The following is a 14361-nucleotide window of genomic DNA, read 5'->3' on the forward strand; positions in this document are numbered from 1 at the left end:
TTTTATTGGCATGCCTTATGGCATATTTTTATTCAGATTGACCGTTATTCTTCTTTAATTTGATGGCACTGACACTAATTGCATAACCTGCTGGTAAGTGCTTTGCCAGTCTTGATAATTAACAGGCACTGCATGGTAAGTTCCTTTATCTTCAATAACTAAAGAAGGAAAACCTTGGATAGGCAAACTCCTAACCTCGTTTATTTCATTCATTAGTAAAGAATTTATTTTTTCACTTTGAATTTCTGTAATAAAGGTCTTTTTTGCTAAACCAATTTGCTCGGCAAGATTGGCAAGCGTGCTTATATCAGATGGGTTTTGTGCATTTAGGTAATAGGCTTTTTGAATTGCGTAGAGCATCTCAAGCTCTTTGTTGTATTGCCTTGCAACAAGCACAGCACGGCATGCTGGGTAAGTTGAGCGGCGTGGTTGAGTATTCAACCAAAAATCATGATTAAACTTAGTGCCAAGCTGCTGTTCTATACGTTGCCATGTTTGCCGTAAAAATTGCTGCATGTCTTTAGGCATTGGTTCATCATAATCAGGCGCAAGGCCACCCACTTTATATTCAATAGCGAGTTTATCGCCAAGGGCTTCTCTAAGTTTTAACCAGCTTTCTCTATAACCCCAGCACCAACTGCACATAGGGTCATATACATAAATCAGCTTTGCCATTTAGCTCACCTCATGAAAATCAGACACGACCACATTACGCCCTTTTGCTTTGGCTCTATACAAATTATCATCAGCTTGCTTTATGGCTTTACTAAATTGATTACCATGTTCAAGGCTTGCAATACCAATACTGCAAGTAATAGAAATAGACTGGCCAACATCATAAGCTATTTGCTTATTCGATACGTATGCACGTAGCTTTTCAGCAACACCATGGGCTGTTTTCAAACTTGCTTTTGGTAATAGAATCATAAATTCTTCACCGCCATAGCGTGCTTTTATATCTGTGCCACGTAATTTATCGTGAAGCATGGAAGTAAAGGCAATTAAAACCTGGTCGCCAAAGTCATGACCATAGGTGTCATTGAGCATTTTAAAGTTGTCTAAGTCGATTAATAACACAGACATAGGTAAATAACTGTTAGCTTCTGTATCAAGCCTTGGCTGAATGTGTTCATAAATATAACGTCGATTGGCAAGGCCTGTAAGTGGGTCTGTTAATGCATCTCGCTTCTCTATCAATGTAATGTCTGCAATTTTTTGATGGCTCTTTTTTCTAAAGTATTCACTTATCGCAGAAAATAAAATAACCAGTGTAAATGAGGCCAAAAAACGAGAAACTTCAACATCGCCATACTGCACTTGCCCAAAGTTGGGGCCAAATAACATCAGTAAAGTACTGATATACATCACCGCCAATAATGCACTGCCAAACATCAGCCCCAATGTGACATAAGAAACCACAGGGTAAAACATAACCCAATAAAGGGCTGTATTCTCTTTACCTCCAGTGTAGATAAGAGAAATACACAAAAGTAAAACGATCGACATAATAATACTGGCAATTATCATTAAGTTGCCTGTTTTAAAATAATACAGCAAACACAGTACGATTGTTATATCACTAACAATTAACATCACAGTTAGTGGCATTTCATAAATATGGAAATTAGAAATGACTAATGATGTAATCAATACAAGTGCAAAAAATGCCATTGTAAACAAGGTAAAGGCACGGCGTTGCTTATCCGCCGTGTCAACGGTTTTTGTGGTTACAGCTGCAAGCCAATTTTGATCCAATACAGTATAATTCCGTTGTTAATTAAACTTTAAAGGTTAAAACGAGCTTTTCTAGCTCATAAAACTGTGCTTTAAGTTTCGTGCACTCATTCAAGGTGTTATTTAAGTTATTTTCACCTTGGTTAGACAACTCACTAATTGAGTGAATATCGCTATCGAGGGTTTGTATAACATGATTTTGTTCAGTCGTAGCGTTAGCAACACTGTGATTTACTTCATCTATTGACTCTATAGCATGGGTGACTTCAGACATTTTTTCGCCCGCAACATTGGCTTGTGCCACACTTTTTTCACTGTCTTTTATACTCGCAGTCATTACTTCTACTGCCGAGGCTGAACCCTGCTGAAGCTGCGAAATCATCTCTTCAATTTCTTGCGTCGATTGTTGCGTACGATGTGCTAACTGACGCACTTCATCTGCTACAACGGCAAAGCCTCGCCCTGCTTCACCGGCTCTGGCAGCTTCAATCGCAGCATTAAGTGCCAGTAAATTAGTTTGCTCACTCACCCCTTTAATCACTTCAAGGATCTGACCAATACTTACGGTATGCGCATCTAGGCTGTTGATTGTTTTTTGTGCTTGTTCCATATTGCGTGAAAGTGCATTTATCGCAGCAAGGTTATCTGCCAGTGCAGCCTGACTTTGAAGCGATTGGTTATTAGCACGTGTAGCAAGTGTTGATGCATGACTTGCACTGTTGGATATTTCCACCGCACTTGAAGTAAGCTCGTTAATTGCGGTTGCCACGTTATCAGTACGTTTAGTTTGGTCTGCGTACATAGCTAATGTGCCTTGAGTCTGGTTAACCAAGCTTTCTACTAGGCGCTCTAACTCTACCGTGGTGTTTTTAACTTGCTCGATAGAGCCATGAATTTTTTCAATAAAAGCATTAAAGTAGTGACTTAGTTCACCAAACTCATCGTTGTTTTCAACTTCGAGGCGGCGGGTCAAGTCCCCTTCACCTTGAGCAATGTCTTTAATGGCATCGTTTAAACGCTGCATTGGGCGCATTAAATAACGAAGTAAGAACTGCATCATTAGCACAATGGCGGCGATACCGATTAACATATAAATGGCCGCCATGTTTCTAAATGAGGCCACCGATGAGTAAGCAATTTCTTCGTTGATCACCACGCCTAAATACCAGTCAACGTTTTGAATTCCTTTAATTTTAGTGAACGACACGAGTTTTTCTAAACCACCAACTTGCACTTCAACAAACTCAGATTGTAAAGACAGACTTTTACCAAATAAATCGCGCATGTTCTTATCGTTAAATTTTGTGTCTGGGTGGCTTAATATGCGCCCTTCACTGTCGAGTAAAAATCCATAACCAAACCCTAAAAAGTCAATTTCGTTAACGATCTTTGTAATAGTTTTCATATCGATATCGGCACCTGCAACCCCACTAAAAACACCATTGGCTTGCATAGGGGCAACAGCAGAAATAGTTAGCTCGTTAGTGGTTACATCAATATAAGGGGCAGTAAACGCGGTGTTTGTTTTGTTTTCAACAAGCTTGTACCACGGACGAGTCGTGGCATCGTAATCAGGTGGTAATACAACTGATTGGTCATTCAAAACAAAGGTACCATCGGTAATACCAATGTAGGTGTTTTTAAAATCGCCTGCTTTATCCGCTGTGTTTAGCTGTGTCAGTGTTAGGCTTTTACTGTCTCCTAACTGATAAGTTTCGGCAACAGATGAAACAATAGCCAGCTTCGCGTTTAGCCAATTTGCTATATTTTGCGATACCGATTGAGAAATCTCTTGAAGAACGAGCGAAAGCTGCTCCTGCGTTTGGCTACGCATAGAGATGAAATTGTTAATGGTAAATAAACCGAGCACTATCACTAAAACCAGTGATGCAGCCACAGTTACCTTGGTGGTAAATTTAAGAGTGCTTTGCATGACAAACCTGTTTGTTATTTTTTTCGTTGTTAGCTATTTATTTTTAACAAATTAAAACCACTTTGTCTTATAAATTTAGGCTAAAACAGTAAAAACGTCCCAATTTAAAGTAAACGCTTTCTATATAAATCAATTACTTTGTTAACGGCAGGCAGCTTTGCTACTAAAGTTAATAAATGAAATATGTTCAAATTAACAGTTGGAACGTTCCTAATGACAACGCAATATTTGCATCTTGAATACGTATTCATTAAGCAGTTGTATCATGTAAATTTACTTATTAAGTATTCATTAGGCACAAAAAACCCCGCAACATTGCGCGGGGTATTCCATCATTAAAAGTGATTATGCAATACGCTTTTTCCAGCTATCAGCTAAGCGAACCACGTTTAGTCCATACCAAGCAATAAATGCGTAGCAGACTACAGGAACGAAGAAGCTCTGTTGAATACTCACAGTGTCGGCAACAACACCCTGTACTAATGGTACAAGTGCACCACCAACGATGGCTAAACATAACCAGCCCGAGCCTTTACTCGTCAGTGAACCCAGGCTTTCGATTGCAACTGAGAAGATTGTTGGGAACATAATTGAGTTAAATAAACCAATTGCCAGTACAGAATAAAGCGCCACATTACCTTCAGTGAAAATAGTCACGAGCAATAATACAATTACCATTATTGCATTAAAAAATAATGCTTTTGAAGGGGCCACTTTTTGTAGTGCCGCAGAGCCAATAAAGCGACCTACCATTGCACCGCCCCAGTAGTAAGCAATCAAGCTTGCCGCTGCATGCTCTTCAAGGCCTGCAATGTGTGCTTCACCAAAATAGTTAACTAAGAAGCTACCAATTGATACCTCAGCACCCACATAACAAAAAATCCCCACAACACCCATTATTAAATGTGGCGCTTCTTTAAGGCTGTGATTTTTTGCTTTGCAGTCTTGCTCTTCTGAATGCTCAGAAATCACTGGTAATTTAAAAAATGCAAATACTACTGCAATTGTTAAAAGCGCTGCAGCTAACATCAGATATGGGACTTTTACAGACTCAGCTGTTGCAGCATTCGCAGCTAATGTGCCCGCTGTACCGAAGAATAAAATCCCCCCTACATAAGGGCCAACAGTGGTACCTAATGAGTTAAGCGCTTGTGCTAAATTTAGACGTGATGACGCGGTTTTTTCTGGACCTAGCGCAACAACATAAGGGTTAGCTGATACTTGTAATACCGTAATACCCGAGGCTAACACAAATAATGCACCTAAAAATAACCAGTACTCATGCACAACGACTGCTGGGTAAAATAACATACAGCCAATTGAGGCCACCACAAGGCCTGTTAGTACGCCATTTTTATAACCAAGCTTTTTCACCAACATACCCGCAGGTAATGACACAATAAAATAAGCACCAAAAAAGCAAAACTGAACCAGCATCGCTTCTGTATAAGTTAAGTCGAACACCCCTTTTAAGCGTGGGATCAACACATCATTTAGAACTGTGATAAAGCCCCATAAAAAGAACAGGGTTGTCATTGCCGTCAGTGGTAGCAGATAGTTTTTATTTTGCTGCGAGCCATCGGCGACAAACGATTGGTTTGTATTAATTTCACTCACGTGGTTTTCACTCCGTTAACAAGTTGCGTTCGATTCTACACATTGATGTAAAAATAGCACAAGGATTTAATAGGAACGTTCCAATTATTAAATTTCCTGCTATGATTGTATTATCTTAAATATTTAGCTGGAGAAGATGTGCAAACCGTCAACTTCAAATCGCTGCCTTTTTTACAACAGCACATAAAAGATACGCTTGCTTTTTATCATCCTCATTGTGTTGATCACGCTTCAAACGGTGCGGGTGGCTTTTACCAGTATTTTAAAAATGATGGTGAGGTTTATAACAAACACACTCGCCATTTAGTATCTAGTACTCGCTTTGTGTTCAACTATGCAATGGCTTATATCGAGTTTAAAAACCCAGACTACCTAACACTGACAAAACATGGTCTAGATCATCTTGAAAATGTTCATAAACAACTCTCGGGTGGCTACGCATGGCTGTTAGAACAAGACGATGCCGGTTGCATCACTATTTTAGATGATACTAACCACTGTTATGGACTTGCATTTGTGTTACTTGCTAATGCAGTTGCTCTAAAGGCAGGAATATCTGAATGTGAGCAAACAATATCGCGAGTTTGGGATTTACTCGAAAAACATTACTTTGAACAACATCACAACGCGTATTTAGACGAGCGAACAGGTGACTTGAGTCAAGCAGATAGCTACCGTGGTCAAAACGCCAATATGCATTTATGCGAAGCTTTTTTGATGTGTTTTGAAGCAACGAATAACGCCCGCTATTTAGCACGAGCCAAGCTACTTGCAGAAACCTTTACAGTTAAACTGGCTGGAAATAGCCGACAATTTATTTGGGAGCATTATTCTCACGACTGGCAACTCGATCTTGATTATAACAAGAATGATCCTAAACACTTATTTAGGCCGTGGGGATTTCAGCCAGGTCATCAAACTGAATGGGCTAAACTGTTACTGATTTTAAATCGCCACATTGATGAGCCTTGGCTCGTTGAACGTGCCAAAAGTTTGTTTGATAAAACACTTACTGTTGCATGGGATAATCAGTATGGTGGTATATTTTATGGTTTTTCTCCAGATAAACAAATTTGTGATAGCGATAAATATTTTTGGGTTCAAGCCGAGTCGTTAGCCGCAGCAGCCCTACTCGCTGATGCCACAAATGATGAAACCTATTGGCAATGGTACGAAAAGATTTGGCAGTACAGCTGGCAACATATGGTCGACCATAAGTACGGTGCTTGGTATCGAATTTTATCTGTCGATAACCGACCTTTTAGCGATGAAAAATCCCCCGCAGGTAAAACCGACTATCATACAATGGGTGCCTGTTACGAAGTTTTAAGAACGATTAGATTGAGGAATGCAAAATGAGTTTAGTGTGTTTTGGCGAAGCATTAATTGACTTTCTATCAGATGGCAAACAGCCTGAGTCATTTACCAAATACGCCGGTGGTGCCCCTGCAAACGTGTCGGTGGCTGCTGCTAAACTCGGTTTAAAAACAAGCTTTTGTGGTATGTTAGGCGATGACATGTTCGGCCATTTTATAAAAGATGAACTGACTCAACATGGCGTAAATACCCAGTATTGCCAATTTACCGATGCAGCAAAAACAGCCCTTGCATTTGTTTCATTAGATGAAAGCGGTGAACGCTCGTTTAGTTTCTACAGGCCCCCTGCCGCAGACTTGCTCTATCGGGTTGATGATTTTGAACATAGCATGTTTTCTGAACACGCCATCATGCATGTATGCAGCAATAGCTTAACGGAACATAACATCTATCAAACAACTATTTATGGCCTAACACAAGCCAAAAAAGCGGGTGCTATTTGTAGCTTTGATATGAACCTACGTGAGAATTTATGGCCAAGCATGCGTCATACACTTGATCGTATTTGGCATGTCATATCGCTCTCAGATATTGTGAAACTTTCACATGAAGAACTGGAATTTTTAAATAACCGCAGTCACAAAGACCAACCATTCGAGCACACTATTAAAACCATTTTAAAAGCTGGGGTTAGCTGTTTGTTGGTGACCAATGGTGGCGAAGCTATTCGATATTACCATGCTGATTTTACAGGTGAAGTCACTCCACCAGCCACCAAGGTTGTTGATACCACAGCCGCAGGCGATGCATTTATTGGTGGTATGCTGGCTAAAATTGGCCAGTATTGCCCCAATAAACAGAGTTTTAAAGAATACTGTCAAACCCAAAGCAATATCGAAGAGACGATTGCTTACGCAGCTAAAGCAGGTGCTTTTGCAGTCAGTCGCTATGGCGCATTTGCGTCATTGCCAAGTGCTCAAGATTTAATCTAACCTAGTATAATGCACGGTATTAATTACTTAATACCGTGTTCAAAACATAACCTTTAGCTAATTATTTAACACCTATTTCTACTGTCATTGTACTTTCTTCAGATTGGCCAACATAATAAAAAACATAATCCTGCCATGCAGCATCAGAACGCAATTGCTCTGCAATCAGAATCGCTTGCTCAATTGATTCTGAGTCTTGCTCTGCCGTCAAATCTAAGTGGCAAAGTGTTTCTCTACACTCTACATTTATAAGGTCCAATTTGGCTAGTTGCTCATTTGAAGAGAAAAGGTCATTTAATTTAAATGTCATTTCATCAGCCCATTCATAGTTCACCTCTTGCTCGTCAAAAGGGACTTTCTCAATGTTCTTAGGGCTTTTATCTATAACAATATCACTGCTGGTAATGACTGGTTGCTCTCTTTTTTCAGTGCTATTGCTATCCAACGGCGTTGTCGTTTTCATATTAGTTGATTCTAACTTGCCATCATTATTTATGTTTGTAAGTTTTTTACTTTTAGCAGCTACATCTTTATGTTCAACTAAAACTGAGTTTTCATCTTTTTTATTTTCCTTTAACTTAGTGACTTCATCTGTTTGCCCAATAAAATAGATACATGTGAGTACTATCACCAGAAATACAATGACTAATTTAATTTTCATATCTCTCCCAGCCAACTCAAAATAAAGTTTTCACAATATATGATGTATTGATGTAAATTTTGTATGTTATTACTTTTATAATGAGTAATCTAAAAAGTCTTATTTAATACACTAACACCAATTAAAAAAGATAGTTACAAAATTATACGATAAAAGATCTTAGTGTAACCTTTTCAGTAGGATAGGCTTTCATTAAGAAAGCTTTTCTTAATGGTATTTATAAACATCATATTGTATTGAAACTTAGCTTCTATAAGCTACCTACGGAACACTGATTACAGTAATTACTTATCATTTCAGCCTAAAAATGTAAGCATTGGTATTTATTTTAGGGGTGAAAATAAAACGAATACCGTAAAGAAAAAGGGTATTAATTTATTTAATACCCTTTAAAGTTAATTAATCATCGTTTTTACATTTATCAATGATAGGTAGATAACGCAGTACTTTCATGTTTGGGTCAATAACGACATGATCACCTTCTTTTAATGTGATACGCAGCTCTCCTTTATCCATTTGGTATATTTTCTCTATGCCATTTATCGAAATAGGAACGGGCATTGGGAAACGTTCAGCTGCAATTTGTGGATGTTGCCAGCTCAATATTAACGTATCGCCGTTATATGTTTCTTTTAATACAGGTAATTCAGCCTGCTTAAGATACATATTAAAAAACCATTGATTGTCTTTTTTGGTTAAACGATTAATTATGGCAATAAACTCGTTTGTATTACGATAACGAGGAGCAATTGGGTATGTTAACGACGCTGTGTTATTCACACCATAAAGAAGCTCTCGTGTTGCTTGCCAAAATATGTCTTCACCCACAAGCCAGCGAAGAGTGTGTAATGTCCAACCGCCTTTGCCATATATATCGGAGTTAAACGCTTGGTCTGATGTAATTTGTCCATCAAGTACCACTGGTTCACAGTTTTTCAGCCCAAGGTAAGCTGAGTACATGCTGTGGTTATACGCTGCGTCACCAAATTTATATAAGCTGTAACTGGGTTGCATGTAAAAACCAAACCCCTCATGCAGCCATGCATCATTGAGCTTTTCATGGGTCATTAAGTTGCCAAACCATTCATGAGCCAGCTCATGTTGCAGTAACCAATCATAACCATTTGGATCACGCTTGTATTTTTTACCATACGCGTTGACTGTTTGGTGTTCCATGCCTAAGTGTGGCGTCTCAACAAAACCTAACTTTTCACCGCCCCATGGGTATGGACCAAGCATCTTTTCAAAAAACGTAACCTGCTGGCGTAAATCATTTTCGATAAGCTCTCGTGCTTTTTGCTCATTTTTTTTGAGAGACCAGAATTCGATAGGTACAGTCGCGCCATTCACACTGGTGTAATCCGTTTGAATACGCGTGTAAGGGCCAATATTAAGTGCAATGTTATAATCACTGGCAGGCACCGATAACAGCCAATCAAACTGTTGTTTATTGCCCCCAACTGGCTTCACTTCTTGTAATACGCCATTAGTCACCGCACTCAGCCCTTGCGGTACTGTTAGACGAATGCGCATACTGTCTGCTTTGTCTGCAAAATGGTCTTTACACGGCCAGAATAAGTCGCAACCTTCTCCTTGCACAGCGGTTGCTATCCAAGGTTCACCTTGCTCTGTTTTTGAAAATACGAACCCGCCATCCCAAGGGGCATTTTTAGCTATATGAGGAAACCCTTGATAGGCTACAGCAACACTTACCATGCTACCTTTTGCTTGTTGCTCACCTAAGTCAACACGAATTACACCGCCATCTCGCTCATATTTGAGAACCTCGCCTTTTGAGCTCACCTCATTAATTGTAAAACGGCTATCCAATTTTAATTCTACAAATTGAGTGGCTGCCAGCAGTTTAAACTCTGTTGTAGCAATACCTTTAATACGTTTATTATCAGGAAATACCTCAAGTGCCAAATCGTAGTGTTTAACATCACTTTTAAGTGCAATCGCCGATAAAGCTTGCCCTGTATCACCAATAACAGGATCTAATGCAATAGGTTTTGAACTACACGCGGCTAGCACAGCCGATGCTACGAGCGTAGTGGCTACTTTAAAAAATTGATTTACGTGCAAAATACTTTTCCTTATCGTTATTTTTATTGATTTAAAATGACATGAGCAATTATTTATTACTAAGATTTGCGATGAAATTCAGACCTATATTCAAAACAGATAGAGGTGATGCTCTGGATATGTAGAGTATCTAAACCTAGGACTTTTAACGGTAATCGTGGTATGTTTTTCAGCGTATCTAATTATTAAAAAGGAATTTATGCTATGAATAGCAAACTTCTTGCAGGAGGCGCAGTCGCTATTGTCGCTGGCGCGTTCCTCTATTCACAAAGTAATACAAGCATTAATGTAGAGTTGTCGCAACTTCAGCATGTCCCTGCCGACACGCCAATTTTTTACGGTCAATTAAAACCATTTCCGTATGCTAAATACTTTGAGCTTATGCCGAGTGCAATCAAAGGCGGCAACGATTTAACGCCCGTTGTTGCTCAGCTAAGAACGAGTGGCGATCCAAATGCCCTCTTTATTGCAGCGCTTTTAGAAAAGTACCAAACATCGTTAACGTCATATGACACGTTCAAGTCTACATGGGGGTTCAGCGATGACTCTATGGGGCTGTTTTACAGCCAAGGATTAATGCCGATATTTCGTATTAAAGTGGGTGAGCAAACCGCACTCTTAAATAGCATTAAAGAGTCTGCTGATGAAGCGGGTATTGCCTACTCTGATGAATCTTCACAAGGTATCACGTACACACAATTTGCACTCACTGTTGATGGTATCGATGATATTCATCTGATTGCATCTGCAACAGATAACTGGGTAACACTCACTTTGAGTAGTCCCTTAACAAACGAGCAAGACTTACGAATTGCTTTAGGGGTTGAAAAGCCTGTTAAATCATTAGCAGATACCGATAAACTGGCAACGCTTATCAATACTTTTTCATTGGATGGAAATTCTGTAGGCTATGTTGATCATCAACGGATTGCTAACGCCCTTACTGGTAAAGAAAATTCTCGCTTACATCAAATGCTAAAAGAGTTACTTAATAAAGCACAGCAAGGCAATGCATTAGCGGCTATTTCAACGCCTGAATGCCAAGATGACATCGCCAGCATTGCCGCTAAATGGCCTGCAACTGTGTCAGGAACGACAAAAACACGTATCACTACTGATTACGCCAACTTTGATGTAAAAGCTGTTCTACAAAGCACAGATCAAGACTTACTTAATACTCTACAAGCCGTACGTGGTTTTGTGCCAAAACATACCACTGGGCTTGACGGCCAAGTTTTAAGTGTTGCCTATGGTGTTGATGTCGCAAAAGTAATGCCGCTTGCCAATACACTAACGGGTGCAATTAAGTCAGCTGAGTTTAACTGTGGTCCAATTGTCGCACTACAAAATGAAATGCAAGATGTGAGTACCGCTGGGCTTGCTATGATGTCAGGCTTTGCAAATGGTGTGCAAGGTATGAGTGTGAGCGTTCAAGATGCTGCATTTACCATTGATGACTACCAAGGGCCACAAATTGATAAGCTTGATGCTATTGTTACCCTATCTGCTACCGACGCCCATGGTTTGTATTCGATTGCGCAAGGTTTTGTCCCACCACTTGCTAATATAAAACTGCCTGCCAATGGTGATGCGGTGCTGATCAACGAATACATTCCCTCGCCAGTGCCACTTAACTTTGATATTAAAATGGCGCTAAAGGGCAATCATATTGTGATTTTCACTGGTGATAAGTCAGCACAAATTGCCAATACCCTAGAGTCGCAAAGTGTCACTAAAAATGGCTTTGTGAACATGGCATTTGACGTTCAAAAAATTCTTTTACCTTTGCTAGATAGCGTTGCAGCAACCGGTCAATTAAGTGATGAGGAAATGGCTGAACTTGATTCACTACGTCATCAACCTGTTAGTGTTTATTTTGCCACAGACATCACTGATAACGGTATTAACATGGAAAGTAATGTACAAATCACGAAAGAGTGATTAATTTAATTAAATACACAAAGAGCGCAATTCAGCGCTCTTTTTTTACACTCTCTTTCAGTACTATAAGCCCCATTTCATTTAAAAGTGTATTAATGCAGCTCGCTAATGATGGTAAATCAGTTGTTCCTTGATTAACACTTCATGTTTAACTCACTGTATATGTAGATAACTAAAGACTATACTTGTTCCATTAAATGTACATGTTGAGGTTATTATGAGAATCGTATCTTTTACTGAAGCTAAAAATGATCTCAAAGCTGTTTTGGATGGTGTAGTTAATGATGCTGATACAACAGTTATTACCCGTCGTGATTCTGAAGATGCCGTGGTTATGTCTTTGGATTACTACAATAGCCTTATGGAAACAGTTCACTTATTACGTTCACCTAAAAACGCTGAACATCTAATCCGTTCGATTGCACAGTACCGTGCTGGTAAAACAACAGCACGAGAGTTAATTGATGAATGATAGTCAACGATTACTGTCGTGGACTGATGACGCATGGGATGACTACCTGTATTGGCAATACTCGAGACAAGAAAACACTCAAGCGCATCAACAAACTCATTAATGATGTTAAGCGCTCACCATTTGAGGGCATAGGAAAACCAGAGCCCTTAAAAGAGAACTTATCTGGTTTTTGGTCTCGTCGTATTGATGATACTAACAGACTTGTCTACATAGTCGATGAGCAAGCGATAACGATAATTTCTTGTCGCTACCACTATTAAATCTGGCGCTAACAAAGCTATTATGAGTGATTACTCAGTGTCGGCTTTCTCAGATTGATTTGGTTGCCATTTAAGTGAGTTGTTGGTGTCTCGACTATTACAAATGGTGTTGTTTGAGCTTTCGATGCCACCAAGTTTAGCAAGTCGGTCGTACAGCACAACATTACAGGTCGCGGCTAGGTTCATACAACCTATTGTTGGCACATACACCACTTCATCACACCACTTCAGCACGTCCTTACTGACCGAGCCATCTTCAGGGCCAAACACATAGAATGCGTTTTCAGGATGCTTAAATTCAGGCAGTGGCGTTGCACCTTCAACCAGCTCAATCACCACCGTTGTTGCACCTTCAGGCTTGGCTTGTTCTAGGCTTTCAACTTGGGTTAGTGGAATATGCTCAAGCACATTTTTGGTATCGGTATGGTACTTATTAGCGCGTAAATAGCGGCTACCAGTAAAAAACACTTGCTTGGCATTATAACACCCAGCGGCGCGTAGCACCCCACCCACATTCGTTGGGCTTTTTGGGTTTAACAGGCCAATGCTTGCTTTAAGGGCGCTCATTAATCAATGTCTCTGGTTGGCCACTCGGCCACGTATAGGTCAAAGTCATCTAGGTCAACATCACAGTCTTTCACTGTTTTGTCACGCACAGAAATACCTAGCTGATGCATCATATCTTTACTGCCACCGTTCAGTAATGGGTGCCAAGAAGCAAGGCCACGGCCTTCGTAAAGGCGGCGGTAGCTACAACTTTGGGGCATAAAAAAGATGTCTTTGAGGTTTTCTTTAGTGAGCTTTACACATGAAGGCACCAAGATTTGACGGTTCGCATATTCGCTACACCCACAGGTGTCGTTGTCTAGGTATTGGCAAACGATATTAGTGAAAATAAGTTCTTCACCCTCGCGTAGTTGATCCGTTGCGGTAAATTCATCTTCGTCTTCACTGTCAATAAATGTGTTTAAACAACATTTACCACAGCCATCACAAATGGCTTCCCATTCGGGTTGTGACATTTGCTCAAGCGAGCGCTTAAGCCAAAATTGATCTTCTAACATGGTATTACTCAAAGCCCCTAAACAGCGCGCATTCTAGCGTAAAGCCAGCATGCGCGCAAAGTTTAGCGAGTTTGGGCGATACCCAAGCCATCTCAAGATGCAGAATTCAGCGTTTCACAGGTGCCTTAATATCAAGGCGTTACTTTGCAAGAATGGCATTCCCTTTTAAGAAGTAACAACGATGAGAGTAAGTGCCTGTGAAGCGCCCAAAGGGTTGGTTTAAAAGCGATTTATACTGCGTTATTGATTTTAACAATAGAACCACTATTACTTGCAATCAAT

12 protein-coding genes and 1 pseudogene are annotated in these 14361 nt (G+C 39.9%); 5 read left to right on the plus strand and 8 right to left on the minus strand.

Features of this window, described 5'->3' with window-relative positions:
* Nucleotides 1–54: 54 nt before the first annotated feature.
* The 4 genes from PAARA_RS05445 to PAARA_RS05460 all read right to left on the minus strand — a co-directional run bounded on the left by PAARA_RS05445 (nucleotide 55) and on the right by PAARA_RS05460 (nucleotide 5284).
* Nucleotides 55–675 (minus strand): DsbA family protein, encoded by a 621-nt coding sequence (locus tag PAARA_RS05445; protein WP_062568037.1) that lies wholly within the window; start codon nucleotides 673–675, stop codon nucleotides 55–57.
* Nucleotides 676–1755, minus strand: a complete 1080-nt coding sequence (locus PAARA_RS05450; RefSeq protein WP_062568038.1) for a GGDEF domain-containing protein — start codon at nucleotides 1753–1755, stop codon at nucleotides 676–678.
* A 22-nt stretch (nucleotides 1756–1777) separates the two neighbouring features.
* The gene (locus PAARA_RS05455) at nucleotides 1778–3667 is read right to left on the minus strand and encodes a methyl-accepting chemotaxis protein (protein WP_062568039.1); all 1890 of its coding nucleotides are present in this window, start codon (nucleotides 3665–3667) and stop codon (nucleotides 1778–1780) included.
* 345 nt (nucleotides 3668–4012) lie between these two features.
* Nucleotides 4013–5284 carry a sugar MFS transporter gene (locus tag PAARA_RS05460; RefSeq protein WP_062568040.1) on the minus strand — a complete coding sequence of 424 codons (1272 nt, stop codon included), beginning with the start codon at nucleotides 5282–5284 and terminating at the stop codon, nucleotides 4013–4015.
* Nucleotides 5285–5422: 138 nt separating this feature from the next.
* Between PAARA_RS05460 and PAARA_RS05465 the strand changes: the two genes are divergently transcribed.
* Nucleotides 5423–6643 (plus strand): AGE family epimerase/isomerase, encoded by a 1221-nt coding sequence (locus PAARA_RS05465; RefSeq protein ID WP_062568182.1) that lies wholly within the window; start codon nucleotides 5423–5425, stop codon nucleotides 6641–6643.
* On the plus strand, nucleotides 6640–7593 hold the full coding sequence (locus PAARA_RS05470; protein ID WP_062568041.1) for a carbohydrate kinase family protein: 954 nt from the start codon (nucleotides 6640–6642) through the stop codon (nucleotides 7591–7593). The genes PAARA_RS05465 and PAARA_RS05470 overlap by 4 nt, the downstream gene beginning before the upstream one ends.
* A gap of 61 nt (nucleotides 7594–7654) precedes the next feature.
* On the opposite strand, the gene PAARA_RS05475 is transcribed toward PAARA_RS05470, so the two are convergent.
* Nucleotides 7655–8254 (minus strand): hypothetical protein, encoded by a 600-nt coding sequence (locus PAARA_RS05475; protein WP_062568042.1) that lies wholly within the window; start codon nucleotides 8252–8254, stop codon nucleotides 7655–7657.
* 399 nt (nucleotides 8255–8653) lie between these two features.
* Entirely contained in the window at nucleotides 8654–10339 is a 1686-nt protein-coding gene (locus PAARA_RS05480; RefSeq protein WP_062568043.1) for a M1 family metallopeptidase, read from the minus strand.
* A gap of 204 nt (nucleotides 10340–10543) precedes the next feature.
* Between PAARA_RS05480 and PAARA_RS05485 the strand changes: the two genes are divergently transcribed.
* The 3 genes and pseudogenes from PAARA_RS05485 to PAARA_RS20350 all read left to right on the plus strand — a co-directional run bounded on the left by PAARA_RS05485 (nucleotide 10544) and on the right by PAARA_RS20350 (nucleotide 13015).
* On the plus strand, nucleotides 10544–12280 hold the full coding sequence (locus PAARA_RS05485; RefSeq protein WP_062568044.1) for a hypothetical protein: 1737 nt from the start codon (nucleotides 10544–10546) through the stop codon (nucleotides 12278–12280).
* A gap of 217 nt (nucleotides 12281–12497) precedes the next feature.
* A complete protein-coding gene (locus PAARA_RS05490; RefSeq protein ID WP_062568045.1) occupies nucleotides 12498–12752 on the plus strand; it encodes a type II toxin-antitoxin system Phd/YefM family antitoxin in 255 nt (84 codons plus the stop codon).
* Nucleotides 12745–13015 (plus strand): annotated as a pseudogene (locus tag PAARA_RS20350) (Txe/YoeB family addiction module toxin). The gene PAARA_RS05490 and the pseudogene PAARA_RS20350 overlap by 8 nt, the downstream one beginning before the upstream one ends.
* Before the next feature lie 30 nt (nucleotides 13016–13045).
* Here PAARA_RS20350 and PAARA_RS05495 read toward each other — a convergent pair.
* Complete coding sequence (locus PAARA_RS05495) at nucleotides 13046–13582, minus strand: RNA methyltransferase (protein WP_062568046.1); 537 nt, start codon at nucleotides 13580–13582, stop codon at nucleotides 13046–13048.
* Complete coding sequence (locus tag PAARA_RS05500) at nucleotides 13582–14079, minus strand: YcgN family cysteine cluster protein (protein ID WP_062568047.1); 498 nt, start codon at nucleotides 14077–14079, stop codon at nucleotides 13582–13584. Before PAARA_RS05500 ends, PAARA_RS05495 begins: the two co-directional genes overlap by 1 nt.
* Nucleotides 14080–14361 lie beyond the last annotated feature (282 nt).

The sequence above is a fragment of the Pseudoalteromonas arabiensis genome (assembly GCF_001550155.1).
GTDB lineage: Bacteria > Pseudomonadota > Gammaproteobacteria > Enterobacterales > Alteromonadaceae > Pseudoalteromonas > Pseudoalteromonas arabiensis.